The organism is Sphingomonas sp. (assembly GCF_036387595.1).
Taxonomy (GTDB): domain Bacteria; phylum Pseudomonadota; class Alphaproteobacteria; order Sphingomonadales; family Sphingomonadaceae; genus Sphingomonas.
Genome location: NZ_DASVTL010000084.1, coordinates 12733 through 27149, shown reverse-complemented (window position 1 = coordinate 27149; position 14417 = coordinate 12733). Strand labels below are relative to the sequence as shown.

Genomic DNA, 14417 nt, shown 5'->3' with positions numbered 1-14417 from the left:
CCATGTTTCGCAACATGTCCGCCTGGTCGATCCGCAACCCGGTGCCGTCGATCGTTCTCTTCATTGCGTTGACGATCGCCGGGATCATCTCGTTCAACCGCATGCAGCTGAACGAAAGCCCGGAGATCACCTTCCCTGCGGTCTGGGTCCAGGTCAGCCAGCCCGGCGCGGCGCCGACCGAGATCGAGACCCAGATCACCCAGAAGGTCGAGGCCGCGTTGCGCGGACTGGAAGGGGTCGAGGAGATGAACTCGACGGTAAGCGAAGGCTCGAGCGGCACGTTCGTCCAGTTCGGCTTCTCCACCCCGGTCGATCGTGCGACCAATGACGCGCGCGATGCGGTGGCCAAGATCCGCAGCGAGCTGCCCGAGGGAATCACTGAACCGCGAGTTGAACGGATCATCATCAATAACGATTCCATCGCGAATTACTCGGTGGAAGCGACTGATGCGACGCTCGAGGAGTTGTCGTGGTTCGTCAACACGGTCGTGGTCAAACGGTTGCTGGCGATCCCGGGCATGCAGAACGTCGAGACTTCCGGCGGGGTGGATCGTGCGATCCGGGTCAATCTCGATCCGGTCAAGATGCAGGCGGCGGGCGTGACGGCAGCGCAGGTCAACCAGGCGTTGCGCGGGATCAACGTCAACGCCGCGGGCGGTCGCGCGGAGGTCGGCGGTTCGGAGCAGTCGCTGCGCATCCTCGGCAATGCGGCCGATGCGTATGCGCTGGGACAGACGCAGATATCGCTGGGTGCGGGCCGCACGATCAAGCTGGCCGACATCGCAACGGTGCGCGACGGATCGTATGAGCAGCGCAAGATAGCCAAGATGAACGGCCATCAGGTCGTCGGCTTTGGCATCTATCGCGCGCGCGGCGCATCGGAAGTCGAACTCTACGATCTTACCCAGGAGGAACTGAAGAAGATCGAGAAGGAAAATCCTAAGTTCCACTTCATCGAACGATTCACGAGCGTCAAATATACCAAGGCACAGTATAATTCGGCGATCCATGCGATGATCGAGGGCGCGATCCTCGCGGTCATCGTCGTATTCCTCTTCCTGCGCGACAAGCGTGCGACGTTCATCTCGGCGCTCGCGATCCCGCTGTCGGCGATTCCGACCTTCTGGGTGATGAGCCTGTTGGGCTTTACCCTGAATTTCATGACACTGCTCGCGCTCAGCCTGGTGGCGGGCGTGCTCGTCGATGACGCCATCGTCGAGATCGAGAATATCGTCCGCCACATGCGCATGGGCAAATCGGCCTATCAGGCGTCGATCGACGCCGCCGACGAGATCGGGCTGGCAGTGGTGGCGACCACGTTCTCGATCGTGGCGGTATTCTTGCCCGTCGGGTTGATGCCGGGTATTGCAGGCCAGTTCTTCAAGAACTTCGGCATCACCGTCGTCGTCGCGGTGCTCATCAGCCTGCTCGTGGCGCGGCTGGTGACGCCTATGGTCGCGGCCTATTTCCTGAAAAGCCACGGCGCCGCCGAACACGGCGAAGGCCGCGCGATGGACCTCTACATGCGCGTGCTGCGCTGGACGCTGGCCAATCGTTGGAAGACGATGGCGATCGGCGGGCTTGCGCTGTTGATGACGATATGGGGTTTTGCCACCACCCCGTTCACCTTTCAGCCGGTCAAGGATCAGGACTTCAGCCGCGTCTCCATCACCATGGCGCCCGGTACGACGCTGGCGCGTACCGAGGCTGTGGCGGATCAGGTTGCGGCGATCCTGAATCGCCAGCAGGAGGTGAAGACTGCGGTCGAGTATATAGATGTGGGCAAGGCCACGATCGCGATTACGCTGCGCGACGATCGCAAGCGCACCAGCATCGACTTCGAGCGCGAGACGCAGCCGTTGCTGAACGCGATTGCCGACGCACGGATCAATTTCCAGAGCCAGGACGGCGGCGGCGGCGGGAGCAGCCGGGCGGTCTCGGTGCTGCTGGCGGGCGACGATCCGGTGCTGTTGAAGCAGGCGGCGGAGCGGGTTGCGGAAGGCATGAAGTCGCTGCCCAATCTGCGCGCGCCCCGAGTCGAAGGCGACCTGCGGCGTCCCGAAATGGTCATCACGCCGCGGATGGACGTGGCGGCCGACCTGGGCGTGACGACACAGGCGCTGAGCCAGACGATCCGTATTGCGACGCTGGGCGAGATCGACCAGAATGCCGCCAAATTCTCTCTTTCCGATCGCCAGATCCCGATCGGCGTCGCGCTGGACCCGGCAAGCCGGCGGGATCTGTCGACGATCGAGAACCTGCCCGTGCCGGTCGCACGCGGCGGCACCGTTCCGCTCAGGGTGGTAGCCGACATCGGCTTCGGGGCGGGGCCTTCGGAAGTAAAACGCTTCAACCAGGAGCGTCGCATCGTGATCGACGCCGATCTTGCGCCCGGTGCGGTAAGCGGCGAGGAGCGCGCGAAGGTGATGAACCTGCCCGCGATGAAGAACCTGCCCGCCGGCGTTCATTACGCCGCATCGGGATCGGCCAAATGGCAGGCGGAGATGGTCACCAACTTCGCGATCGCGGTGGTCGCGGGCGTGCTGCTCGTGCTGGGCGTGCTCGTGCTTCTGTATCGCCAGGTGATGCCGCCGTTCGTGAACCTTGGATCGCTGCTGCTCGCCCCGCTCGGCGGCATCCTCGCGCTCAAGCTGACCGGCGAGCCCGTTTCGCTGCCGGTGCTGATCGGGCTGCTGATGCTGCTGGGCATTGTCGCCAAGAACTCGATCCTGCTGATCGACTTCGCGCTGGAGGAAATGCGCAAGGGCGTGCCGTTCGGCGCGGCAATCCTGGATGCCGGGCACAAGCGTGCGCAGCCTATCGTGATGACCACGGTCGCAATGGTCGCCGGGATGATCCCGACTGCGCTGTCGCTCGGCGGCGACGGATCGTGGAACCAGCCGATGGCGATTACCGTGATCGGTGGGCTGCTGCTGTCGACCCTGCTGACGCTGTTGATCGTACCGGCATCGTTCAGCCTGGCGATCGGCGTAGAGAATTGGGCGGGTCCGCGGCTCAGCCGTCGTCTGCTCACCTATCGCCCCGGCGATGGCGACGGCCCCGCGATCGAGGGGCGCCCGGTCGGCCCGGCACTCGGCTACGGTCCGGCGGAGTGACGGAGGTACGTCCCGCACGCGCATGAACAATCCCGGGCTTCGGGGATTGTCCCTGGCATGAGTCCGACGATCCGCGCGAGCGAGGCCCCTCCGGCCGCCCTGGTGCGGATGCGAATCGTCGCCACCGCGCTGCTCGTTGTGATGGCGGCGGTGTTTCTGCTGAGCCGGACGTTGGTGCAGCTTCATCCGGGATGGGCGTTCGTGCGCGCCTTTGCCGAGGCGGCGATGGTAGGCGGCTTGGCCGACTGGTTTGCGGTGACCGCGCTGTTCCGCCACCCGCTCGGCCTGCCGATCCCGCATACCGCCATCGTGCCGCGCAACAAGGACCGGATCGGCGATCAGCTTGCCCAGTTCCTGCGCGACAATTTCCTCGTCACCGCGGTGATCGCCCGGCGGAGCCGCAGGCTGGACGTGGCAAGCGCGGTAGCACGGTGGTTGACCGATCCCGCCGAGGGGGCAGGCGGACGTTTCCGCCACGGCGCGTCGAAGCTGGTCGCGCAGATGTTGGAGGCGCTCGATCCTCAGCGGCTCGGCGGGATGGTCAAGGGGGCGGTCGGCAACCGTTTGCGGGAGACGCAGGTGGCGCCGCTGATGGGCAGCCTGCTGGCGGCGACGATGAAGGAGGGGCGGCACAAGCCGCTGCTCGATTCGGTGATCCGCTGGTCGTCGGACGCGCTCAGAGCGAACGATCACCTGATCCGTCAGATCGTCCATGATCGCGCGGGTTCGCTCCTGCGCTGGACTGGGCTTGACGAAACGGTGGCCGACAAGCTCATCACCGGGCTGGAAAAACTGCTCGCCGACATGGCCGACGACCCGACCCACCCGCTGCGGATACGCGCGGAGGACGGACTTGATCGGCTGGCGTTCGACTTGCGCTACGACGATGCGATGCGCGCCAAGGTCGAGGCCATGAAGGAGGAGTTGCTGGCCAATCAGGCGATGCAGCGCTGGCTGGATGGATTGTGGGAACAGGCGCGCGGCGCGCTGCTGGGTATCGCGCGCGACCCCGAACGCGCGATGGCGGGCAAGCTGGGCGATCTGCTGCGCCAGCTCGGCGACACGTTGCGCGACGATGCGCGGCTGGCGCGCACGATCAATCGGTTCGTCCGCCGGGTCGGCGTGGGCATCGCGGCCGACTATGGCAACGTGATCGTGCGGCTTGTGTCGGAGACGGTGCGGGGCTGGGACGCGCAGACGATCACTCGGCGGCTGGAAAATGCGGTAGGGCGCGATCTGCAATATATCCGGGTGAACGGCACGCTGGTCGGCGGGATGGTCGGGCTGGTGATCCACACGATTGACGTGATGCTGTGATCGGCGACCATCTTCAGCGGCGCTGAACGGCGCGCTACGCGAACACTCTGCCGCAGTGCGCAATCGCCTTGCCCCGCGCGCGGCTTTCGCCCAAAGGTGCGCGCGATGACCGGCGCCCAGAGCTCTCGCGCGGATTTCCAGCAGGACGGCGGCACGCTGCGTTTCGTGGGCGACCTGCTGCTGGCCCGGCTGGGCGATCTGCCCGATCGCCTGGAGCGTGTCGGCAGCGACGTGAAGCAGGTCGATCTTTCGGGGGTGGGCCGCATCGATACCGTCGGCGCCTGGATCGTCCACCGCTTTGCCGCGCGCAACGATGCCGCAATCGCCGGGCTGGACGTCAATGCCCAGGCATTGTTCGATCAGGTGGTCGCCGCCGATCGCCCGGCGGAGGCGCATGCACCCGCGCCCTCATCGCTCAACCGCGTCCTGGGGGAGATCGGCGACGCCGTCGTGTTGTCGTTCAGGACGCTCTACGGCTTGCTCGGCTTTTTGGGCGCGACCGCGATCGCGTTCGTGAACGTCGTTCGCCACCCGTCGCGCTTCCGCTACAATGCGACCGTCCAGCGGTTCGAGGTGGTGGGCGTCGCAGCTTTGGGCATCGTCGGGCTGATGAGCTTCCTGATCGGCATGGTGATCGCGCAGCAGGGCGCGGTTCAGCTGCGTCAGTTCGGCGCGGAGGCCTACACGATCAACCTCGTCGGCCGGCTGACCTTGCGCGAACTCGGGCTGCTGATGACCGCGATCATGGTCGCAGGGCGATCCGGATCGGCATTCGCCGCCCAATTGGGCACGATGAAGCTGACCGAGGAGATCGACGCCATGCGCACCATCGGCGTGTCGCCGATGGAGGCCTTGGTGCTGCCGCGCACGATCGCGGTCATCGTCATGATGCCGCTGCTCGCCTTCTACGCCTCGATGGTCGCAATAATCGGCGGCGGGCTGCTCTGCTGGCTGTCGTTGGGCATCCCGCCGGTGACCTATATCGCGCGCATCCGCGAAGTGGTGCCGATCACCGATCTGTATATCGGCCTCATCAAGGCGCCCGTGTTCGGCGCGATCATCGCGGTCGCCGGCTGTTTTCAGGGGATGCAGGTGGAGAGCGATGCGGAACAGGTCGGCCTGCGGACGACCTCTGCGGTGGTTCAGGCGATCTTTCTCGTCATCGTGCTCGATGCCTTCTTCGCGATGTTCTTCAGCTGGGTGGGCTGGAACTGATGGACGAACGGGCGGATCCGATCATCGCGGTACGCGGCCTGCGCAATGCATTCGGCGATGCGGTGATCCATGAGGATCTCGAACTCGACGTACGCCGTGGCGAAATCCTAGGTGTGGTCGGCGGATCGGGCACGGGCAAATCCGTGCTGATGCGCTCGATCATCGGGTTGCAGACGCCCACGGCGGGCGAGGTCCACGTCTTCGGGGAGCCGACGATCGGCCGTGAGGAGACGGAAGCGGTCGAAATCCGCAAGCGCTGGGGGGTGCTGTTCCAGGGTGGCGCGTTGTTTTCGACGCTGACCGTCGCCGAGAACGTCCAGGTGCCGTTGCGCGAGTTCTATCCCGATCTGCCGATGTCGCTGCTTGAGGAGATCGCGTCCTACAAGGTCGTGATGACCGGCCTGCCAAGCGAGGCTGGGCCGAAGTTCCCCGCCGAATTATCGGGCGGCATGAAAAAGCGCGCCGGCTTGGCGCGTGCGCTGGCACTGGACCCAGAACTGCTCTTTCTGGACGAGCCAACCGCGGGACTCGACCCGATCGGCGCGGCGGCGTTCGACGAACTGACCAAGTCGCTCCAGCGAACACTGGGGTTGACCGTGTTCCTCATCACCCACGATCTCGATACGCTGTACGCAATCTGCGACCGGGTGGCGGTGCTGGCGGATAAGAAGGTGATCGCAGTCGGCACGATCGACGAACTGCTGGCGCTCGACCATCCGTGGATCGCGGAATATTTCAAGGGGCCGCGCGGCCGCGCCGCGGTGGCGACGCAGCAGGCGCATGCGGCGGACGCGCACACGAACAACAATGCGCGCGGGGACGAACCCCCGCGGATCGCAGGGGCAAGCTGATGGAAACCCGCTCGAACCATGTCCTAGTCGGCGCCGTCGTGCTGATCCTGCTGGCGCTGCTGGCGCTGTTCACCGTGTGGATCGCGCGCCTGGGCGGCACGTCGGAAAAGGAATATGACATCTTCTTCCGCCAGTCGGTCGATGGCCTCGCGAAGGGATCGACGGTCGCCTATTCGGGCGTGCCGTCGGGCCAGGTGAAGGAGATCACGCTGTGGAAGAACGATCCGCAGTTCGTCCGCGTCCGCATCTCCGTCCAGGACGAGACGCCGGTGCTCCAGGGCACCACCGCGACCGTGCTCGGCAGCTTCACCGGCACCAGCACGGTGGCGCTCGACGGCGCGCGCAAAGGGGCGCCCGCGATCGTGTGCCCGGCGCAGAACACCGAATCGGTCTGCCCCTACGGCGTGCCGGTGATCCCGACCAAGCAGGGCGGCATCGGCGCGATCCTGAATTCGGCGCCGCAGCTGCTCGAACGCCTCTCGACGCTGACCGAGCGGCTGACCGCCCTGCTGTCCGATCGCAATCAGGCGTCGATCGCGGGCATTCTGGAGAATACCAACCGCCTGTCCGATGCGCTGGCCGATCGCGGGCCGGAGATCGCGGCGACGCTGGCGCAGACCCGCATCGCGATCCAGCAGGCGGGCAATGCCGCCGAGCAGATCGGCGCGCTGGCGGCGACCACCAACGGCGTGCTCGCCAACGACGTCCAGCCCGCGATGCAGAACCTGAACCGCGCGATCGGCTCGGCGCAGAAGAGCGCCGATTCGCTGAACGCGGCGATCGGCGATGCGCGGCCGGGGCTTCAGGCCTTTTCCAAGCAGACGATCCCCGAGGTCGGCCAGCTCGTCCGCGACCTGCGGGTGATGACGACCGCCTTGTCGTCGGTCGCCGAAAAGGTCGACCAGCAGGGCGCGAGTTCGCTGATCGGCAGCCCGAAACTCCCCGACTACGAGGGCAAGTAAGATGAAAACACGCCTAGCGATCATCGCCGCAGCCCTGCCGCTGGCGTCCTGCGTCAGCTTCGGCGCCAAGCCGCCGCCGTCGCTGCTGACGCTGACCGCAACAGCGGCGGTGCCGGTAGGACAGCAGGTCAGCTCGGCGACCGCCAAGTCGATCACGATGCAGGTTCCAGTCGTGCCGCAGACGCTGGCGACCGCGCGGGTGCCGGTGCAGGCGACCCCGACGACCGTGGCCTATGTGCCCCAGGCACAATGGACCGAACCTCCCGCGCGGCTGTTCGCGCGGCTGATGTCGGACACGGTTTCGGCGCGCACCGGGTTGGTCGTGCTGTCCACCGCACAGTCGATCAGCGATCCCGGCGCGCGACTGGGCGGCGAATTGCGTACCTTCGGGCTGGACGCGACGACGCGAGAGGCGATCGTGACCTTCGACGCCGCGCTGGTGCGCGCCGGCACGACTGCCGTCGACAAGCGCCGGTTCGAGGCGCGTGTGCCGGTAAGCGCGATCGACCCGGAGCAGGCGGCGACCGCGTTGAACCAGGCCGCTAACGACGTCGCGCGGCAGGTTGCGGACTGGGTAGGGCGGTAGAATTCGCCGCCCGGGACGTCTCTCTCGAGCGAAACGCTTTAGTGGCGCGCGCCCGATATAAGACAGTGCAGTCCGACCCGTAGAGCGCAGACGTTCCGCTTTGCACCCGCCGTAGCCGCTTGTGGGGGAGCGGTTGGTAGCCTGCAAACCCTGACACCAAAGCCGTTGGCGCCGATCACCGGGCTGGGAGCGTCGGTGCCCTCGCGAAATGGCCAGCACGAAAACAACGCCGCCGCTTAACGGCTTGGTATCCCTGAGGGCGTTAGGCCAAGGGGTGCGATGGCGTAATCTGACCTTCCTGCGCCCACCGGGCGTTCTCGTCCCTCTGGCCGCGCTCGCCGTGGCGGGACTGGCGGGGCGTGGCGTCGAAGGTGCCTTTGCCGCGGTCGCGCTGGTTCTGGCAGCCTGGGGTTCGACCATGCTCCACGACCGCGCGATCCGCAGCGCGTTACGACGGATCGAGACGCTACACCCCTCAGCTGCCGCCGGATCGGTGCTGGCGCGACTGTCCGAGGGGATCGACCGGATCGAAGAAGCTACCGCCGCCTGCGCAGAGCGCGCGCAGCAGCGGCATCCCGTGAGCGGTTTGCCGACCCGCGAGCCGCTGCTGGCGCGGATGGCCGATGACGGAGAGGGCATGCTCGGCGGGGTCGCCTTTGCCGATTACGACCGGTTGTCGGCCTTCGATCCCACGCTCGCCAATCGCGTCCTGCTGGCCTTGGTTGCACGGATCACCCGGATGGTGTCGGCCGATCGGTTGGTGGCGCATGTCGATCGCGGGCATCTGGCGATCTGGTTCGGACCCGAGACGCCAGCCGACGCGGCCACGGCGGCGATGTGCGCGATCGGCTATGCGTTGGGCGATGTCTTTACCGACGACACGCGTGAGATCGTTCCCGAGGTGGTCGTTCGCCAAGTGCGTCATGAGCGCGACGCGGACAGTCCGCAGGTCTCGCTTTTTCGCGTCCTGGCAGCCTTTTCCCTTCCCGAAGGCGCGTCTGCCGCGGTTGCGGCGATCGACCCTGTAGCCGTGGCCCGCGAGCGATTCACGCTGGAGCAGGATCTGCGTCAGGCGATTGCGCAGCAGCAATTCTCGTTGGACTTCCAGCCATTGATTGACTCGCGGGAGGGGCGGGTCATCGGCGCCGAAGCGCTGATCCGCTGGAGCCACCCAGTTCACGGGCGGGTGCCGCCGGCATGCTTCATCCCGATCATGGAGGCGGGGGGGTTGGCGGACGAGATCGGCCTCTGGGCGCTCAATGCCGCCGTCCGCGAGGCCAAGGGGTGGGCGCAGGCCGGGTTGGGCCCGCTTACCGTTGCGGTAAACGTGTCCGGGCACCAGCTGGAGGATGAGGCACTGCCCGTGATGGTGGCGCGCACGCTGGAACGCCACGCCCTTGCCCCGACGGTACTCGAAATCGAACTGACCGAAAGCGTCGCGATGGCCGACGGCGAGCGCGCCGCGCGGCTGTTCGAGCGGCTCCGCGCATTGGGCGTGCGGATCGCGATCGACGATTTCGGCACCGGCTATTCCAGCTTCAGCAGCTTGCGGCAGCTGACCTTCGACAAGATCAAGATCGACCGTGAGTTCGTGACAAGCGTCGACACGCGCCGCGACAGCCAGGCGATCTGCCAGAGCATCCTGGCGCTGGGCCGGGGGCTGGGCATTCGGGTGTTGGCCGAGGGGGTGGAGCGGCCCGAGGAACTGGCGTGGCTGCGCCGCCACGGATGCGATCATTTCCAAGGCTATTGGTTCTCCCCGCCGCTTCCTGCGGCGGATTTTGCGGCGTTCGTTCGGGATACCGCTACGTTGGCCGATCGGCTGGCACCATCGTCCGTCCAGAGGCTACTCGCATGATCTTTCGTTTGCGCGGCACCGGCGCTGTCTCGATCTCGACGCCTGCGGGCTTCGCCGACGAGGCGTACCGCACGGGCGTGCGGCAGGAGGCCATCTAACCATGTACATACTCCAACTCTTCGACAAGGACGATGCCGTGCAGCCGCGCGACGTCCGGCTGCTGCGCGACGGGACGCTCAGGATAGGTCGCGATGCCGCCGCGGACTGGTCGATCGCAGACCCGGAATGTGCCCTGTCGCGGGCGCATTGCGAAGTGACTGCGCATGCCGATGGACTGACCCTGCGCGCCCTCGGCACCAACGGCGTCTTCGACGGGGAAACCGGCGCGCGATTGCCCGACGCGGTGGATACGCCGCTGCATGTGCCCGGTGCTGTGCGTATGGGGCGCTTCCGCATCGTCGCCACGCGCGCACCGCTGCCCGATCCGCCTGCGGACACCGGGCGCCCGATCAGCCTGGTCGCACCGATCGCCTGGCCGAGCCGGGCGCCCGCGGACTGGGCGGACTGCGCGCCGGCGAATGCGGCAACGACGGGATCGCTGCTGGAGGCGTTTTGCGACGGCGCGGGCCTGGATTCTTCCTTATTTTCGAGCGAGCCGCCCGAGGAGATCATGCGGCGTGCAGGCGCGGTATATCGCCAGATGGTGCTGGGCGTCGGGGATTTGATGGCCGAGCGCGATCGAGCCCGCGGGCGCTACAAACTCAACCGCACGACGATCCGGGGCCACCATGATAATCCATTCAAATGGGCACCGACCCAGAGGTTGGCGATCGACCTGCTGCTGACCAGCTCGACCGGTTTCCTTTGCGGTGCCGAAGCGCTGAAGGCATCGTTTCGCGATCTGAAATGCCATCTGGTCGGGACTTTTGCGGGGTTGCAGGGATCGCTCGGCGCGGCGGTGGCACGGTTCGATCCCGCCGCGATCGACGCTGTGGTTGCAAGCAAGGCGTCGCTATTGAAGTCGCGCGCTTCGATGCAGATGGCCGAAGTTGCCGAGCGCCACGCCGATCTCGTCGCGCAGGTGGAAGATGCGATGCCGGGTTCGCTCGACCGCGCCTTCGTCAAGGCGTATGATGCTGCCGAATGGACTTCCGATCGCCACAAGCCGTGAGAACCGCGATGGTAACGCTGCGCGCCCTGCTGCGACGCGTGGCGTCCGCGCCTCCTACTCCTTCGGCGCCGGTGGCGGCGACTTCGCCCCGGTCGGCGGCGAGGACGCACGTCGGGCGGGTGCGCACCATCAACGAGGATCGCGTGCTCGACCGGCCCGGCCGCAGATTATGGGCGGTCGCCGACGGCATGGGCGGCCTGAGCGCAGGAGATGTTGCGGCCGATCTGGCGGTCGCGACGCTCGATGCGCTGGCTTCGGTAACCGAAGCCGCGCTGCTCGAAGCGCTGCAACACGCCAATACCGAAATCCTGGCGGCGGGTGGGGGGCGCAGCGGTACGACCATCGTTGCCGCGCACATCGCAGGCGACTTGCTCACCGTCTTCTGGGCAGGCGACAGTCGTGCCTATCATGTCCGCGGCACCCGCGTGCGCAAGCTGACCCGCGATCATAGCGTCGTCCAGGATCTGATCGATGCCGGCCTGCTCGACGAGGACAAGGCGGATGGCCATCCCCGTTCCAACGTGGTCACGCGTGCGCTGGGCGTCGTGGCGCCGGTCGCGATCGACACGGTTCGCGTGACGCTGGAACCCGGAGACCGAGTAATGCTGTGTTCGGACGGCGTCTCGCGTTCGCTGATCCTGCGCGATCTGGCGCGCGGCGGCGCGCTGAATGCGCTGGCGGACACTCTGCTGACAGGAGCGATCGAGCGCGACGGCAGCGACAACGCCAGCCTGGTGCTGATCGAGGTGTAGGTTCCCGCGCGGGATCTGCGCCCACTAGGCGACGCATTGCTCCGCGAGCCATAGGTTGGGGGCGTCGATGTCGGGAAATGCGGGCAGTCTCTGCCACAACCGGCGACGCGCATCCTGGACATTCTTCTTGACCGGTCCCTTCTCCCAGCCCGACGCCGGATTGCAGAATTCCGGCTCGAACAGATAGTGGCTCGCTGTCGCTGCGAAGCGTGCGTTGACCTGCCGCGCCTTGCCCGTGCCGATACGGTCGACCGCCGTCTTGCTCGGCGGCCGATGATCCCCGGGATCATCGCCTGTTCGCCTCACTTGTCGTAGATCCCGCGCCGCGGCAATCCCCCCAGCACGACCCGGTCGGCGTGGATATGCTTGCCCGTGCGTCGTTGCTTGCGCGATTTGGCCGCCTCGGTCTTCAGCCAGCCCGACAGCCGCTCGGCGAACGGATCCAGCTTGCTCGGCCGGTCGGCCATCTCGAACGTCGGCTCCACCGCGTCCGACCCCAGGTATTTGCGGATCGTGTTGCGCGACAGCCCCCTTAAGTCGAGTTGTCTCCCGAATCGACATCCCGTCCTGGAATACCCAGCGCCGGATGACGCTCAGTAACGCCAGGTCTATCACTCCTTGATCCCCCGACAGCCTGCAGGGGTGAGGTGAGACACGGGTCAGCGCCCAGTGGACATCAACACACCAGCCTTGATGCATGCGGCGCGCCCAAGGGATTCTGAAATCTGGCTGAAACCCGGATCGTCGCAACACGATGGCGCCGGTTTTCGCCAGCGCCTCTCGAGAGGATAATCACGCCGATCACGCGGATCGGACCGGATCCATCCTATCAGCGGCTTCGACGTACCAAACAGGGCATGACTCGGTTCCGGTGAACCGCAACCCCGGCTAGGATCGCAGCGCAGCCGAGACCGAGTTTATCAGCGTTGACAAAGGCTCGCGCAAAATCGCCATCACGATGACAAACGCCGCGGGCCATCGCACAAGATCAAAGATGCTGACCGAAAACTGCTTCCAGCCAATATCTTTGGTCCTCGATCCGCCGTTACGGCCAAATTCGCGGTCATCCGTCATGCTTCTTTGACTCCCCAGTGTTGGAAAAAAGTTGTTTAATACAACCAGCGACTCCACTCCGCCGTAACACGCCACTCGCCGGATGTTTGCCTGAGCGCATATAGCGTACCCCAATGCTCCGCACGGACCGAAACGAAGGCTAACTCACGATCGCGCACTGGGTCGCTGATCTCGAACCGAGGCCAACAATCCCGGCGCAGACGGTTCAGCGGCCACCAGCGTCCGACTACGCCCGGTGGCGCCCAGGACCGTCGCACTGCAACGCTTTCCTTGATCGTTCCTACCGATTTTCCCAGCCGCTGCGCCGCACCATCGAGCTGAAGCTGCTCCAGGCCGGGCAAAGCGTCTTTGCGCACCCCGGGTTCGTTTATTTCCAGCTTCTCGTTGTTGAACTCTGACCGTTTGATGTCCTGCGTGGTCACCCGTGCATCCGGGCGCAACGGCAACGGCGCGTGCCAGCGCAGATCGGCCCGCGAGGCGCGGGGTGCCAGCGCCATCTCGCGGAACTCGGCCAATGCGTCGCCTGCGGTCTGGTCGTCTGTGCAGACGGGCTTGCCCGTCGATACAAGCAGGCCCAGCACCGACCGAACGATCTTTTCGCGATCGTCGAGCGGACGCTCCGACGATCCGCAACCGACGAGCACGGTTGCCGCGATGCCGACCAACGATGTCGCGGCGTAACGGCGCTTGCGCGTCGCTTGGCATAGTCCGTCCAATAAAGGGACGGGGCGCCCGACGGTTATGTTCATGCGCGGTCTTCCATGTGACGGATGGATGCGATACAATAGCCGACTGGGATTGCCGCGTGGCAGGTGAGAGCGCAAGGCCATAATGGCGCAACGCTCTGGCGATAACGGATCCCGGCGTCACGACGAACTTCACGACTGGGGCGAGATTATGGAGCAGAGCACGACCGATTTGAAGTCTGAGGAGCGTCGCCGCCAAGTGACGCTCGCGGTGCTCGGCGGTTTGCTTTTTGTAACGACGTTGCCGGTCGTGAACCAGAGAGCGTTGTTCAGCCCCTTGGGTGATGTGCCCATCCTAGGCGACCTTTCACCGGTCGCCTACGCGGTTACGTTCGGGGGAGTTCCCGGCCCGTTCGGAGGATTCTTCCGGCCAGATGGCGGCAGCCCCCGATCCGGTGGCGGCGTCCCGCCTGGGGCCTTTGCACTGCGGGTGCCCGGCGTTCCTGCTCCAGGTAGCCCGGTTGGGCCGGGGGTAAACACGCCTGGCGCGCCGGGATCAACCGTTCCGGGCACGCCTGTTCTAGCGGCGTCCCCCCCCTTTCCTGGCGGCGTGAATGGCGTACCGGGCGCGCCGGCGGGTGGTGGAGCATTCCCGGGCGGTGGCGGTGCTCCGGGTGGCGGTGCCCCAGGTGGCGGCGGTGCGGGTGAAGGACCCGGAGTTCCCGGCGGTGGCGCCGGTGGTGGTGGCGGACCTATCCCGGGGTCGACGGGCGCGGTGCCCGAACCCGCGACATGGCTGACTATGATCCTGGGCTTCGCGGTCATCGGTACGATCATGCGCCGCGCCCGGCGTCGGTCGCTAGGGTCTACGCGATCGCAATCGGCGTAG

General features: G+C 66.0%; 12 protein-coding genes and 1 pseudogene. 10 read left to right on the top strand and 3 right to left on the bottom strand.

Annotated elements, in window-relative coordinates:
• Nucleotides 1-2: 2 nt before the first annotated feature.
• The 9 genes from VF643_RS08920 (at nt 3) to VF643_RS08880 (ending at nt 11768) form a co-directional block, all read left to right on the top strand.
• Nucleotides 3-3116: an efflux RND transporter permease subunit gene (locus VF643_RS08920; protein ID WP_331043034.1), complete on the top strand. Its 3114-nt coding sequence runs from the start codon at nt 3-5 to the stop codon at nt 3114-3116.
• Nucleotides 3117-3173: 57 nt separating this feature from the next.
• The gene (locus tag VF643_RS08915; protein ID WP_331043033.1) at nt 3174-4433 is read left to right on the top strand and encodes a DUF445 domain-containing protein; all 1260 of its coding nucleotides are present in this window, start codon (nt 3174-3176) and stop codon (nt 4431-4433) included.
• Nucleotides 4434-4538: 105 nt separating this feature from the next.
• On the top strand, nt 4539-5648 hold the full coding sequence (locus VF643_RS08910; protein ID WP_331043032.1) for an ABC transporter permease: 1110 nt from the start codon (nt 4539-4541) through the stop codon (nt 5646-5648).
• Nucleotides 5648-6499, top strand: coding sequence for an ABC transporter ATP-binding protein (locus VF643_RS08905; protein ID WP_331043031.1), 852 nt, complete (start codon nt 5648-5650; stop codon nt 6497-6499). The genes VF643_RS08910 and VF643_RS08905 overlap by 1 nt, the downstream gene beginning before the upstream one ends.
• Nucleotides 6499-7461, top strand: coding sequence for an MlaD family protein (locus VF643_RS08900; protein WP_331043030.1), 963 nt, complete (start codon nt 6499-6501; stop codon nt 7459-7461). The genes VF643_RS08905 and VF643_RS08900 overlap by 1 nt, the downstream gene beginning before the upstream one ends.
• 1 nt (nt 7462) lies before the next feature.
• Nucleotides 7463-8047, top strand: a complete 585-nt coding sequence (locus tag VF643_RS08895; RefSeq protein WP_331043029.1) for an ABC-type transport auxiliary lipoprotein family protein — start codon at nt 7463-7465, stop codon at nt 8045-8047.
• Between the two features lie 274 nt (nt 8048-8321).
• Entirely contained in the window at nt 8322-9905 is a 1584-nt protein-coding gene (locus VF643_RS08890) for an EAL domain-containing protein (RefSeq protein WP_331043028.1), read from the top strand.
• Nucleotides 9906-10005: 100 nt separating this feature from the next.
• Nucleotides 10006-11016, top strand: a complete 1011-nt coding sequence (locus VF643_RS08885) for a type VI secretion system-associated FHA domain protein (RefSeq protein WP_331043027.1) — start codon at nt 10006-10008, stop codon at nt 11014-11016.
• Nucleotides 11017-11024: 8 nt separating this feature from the next.
• On the top strand, nt 11025-11768 hold the full coding sequence (locus VF643_RS08880; RefSeq protein ID WP_331043026.1) for a PP2C family protein-serine/threonine phosphatase: 744 nt from the start codon (nt 11025-11027) through the stop codon (nt 11766-11768).
• A 27-nt stretch (nt 11769-11795) separates the two neighbouring features.
• Here the strand turns inward: VF643_RS08880 and VF643_RS08875 are convergent.
• The 3 genes and pseudogenes from VF643_RS08875 to VF643_RS08865 all read right to left on the bottom strand — a co-directional run.
• Nucleotides 11796-12329: pseudogene (locus VF643_RS08875) on the bottom strand (hypothetical protein); the annotation flags it as partial.
• 327 nt (nt 12330-12656) lie between these two features.
• On the bottom strand, nt 12657-12842 hold the full coding sequence (locus VF643_RS08870) for a hypothetical protein (protein WP_331043025.1): 186 nt from the start codon (nt 12840-12842) through the stop codon (nt 12657-12659).
• 35 nt (nt 12843-12877) lie between these two features.
• The gene (locus VF643_RS08865) at nt 12878-13507 is read right to left on the bottom strand and encodes a hypothetical protein (protein ID WP_331043024.1); all 630 of its coding nucleotides are present in this window, start codon (nt 13505-13507) and stop codon (nt 12878-12880) included.
• Between the two features lie 166 nt (nt 13508-13673).
• Between VF643_RS08865 and VF643_RS16125 the strand changes: the two genes are divergently transcribed.
• Nucleotides 13674-14417, top strand: coding sequence for a PEPxxWA-CTERM sorting domain-containing protein (locus VF643_RS16125; protein ID WP_414713834.1), 744 nt, complete (start codon nt 13674-13676; stop codon nt 14415-14417).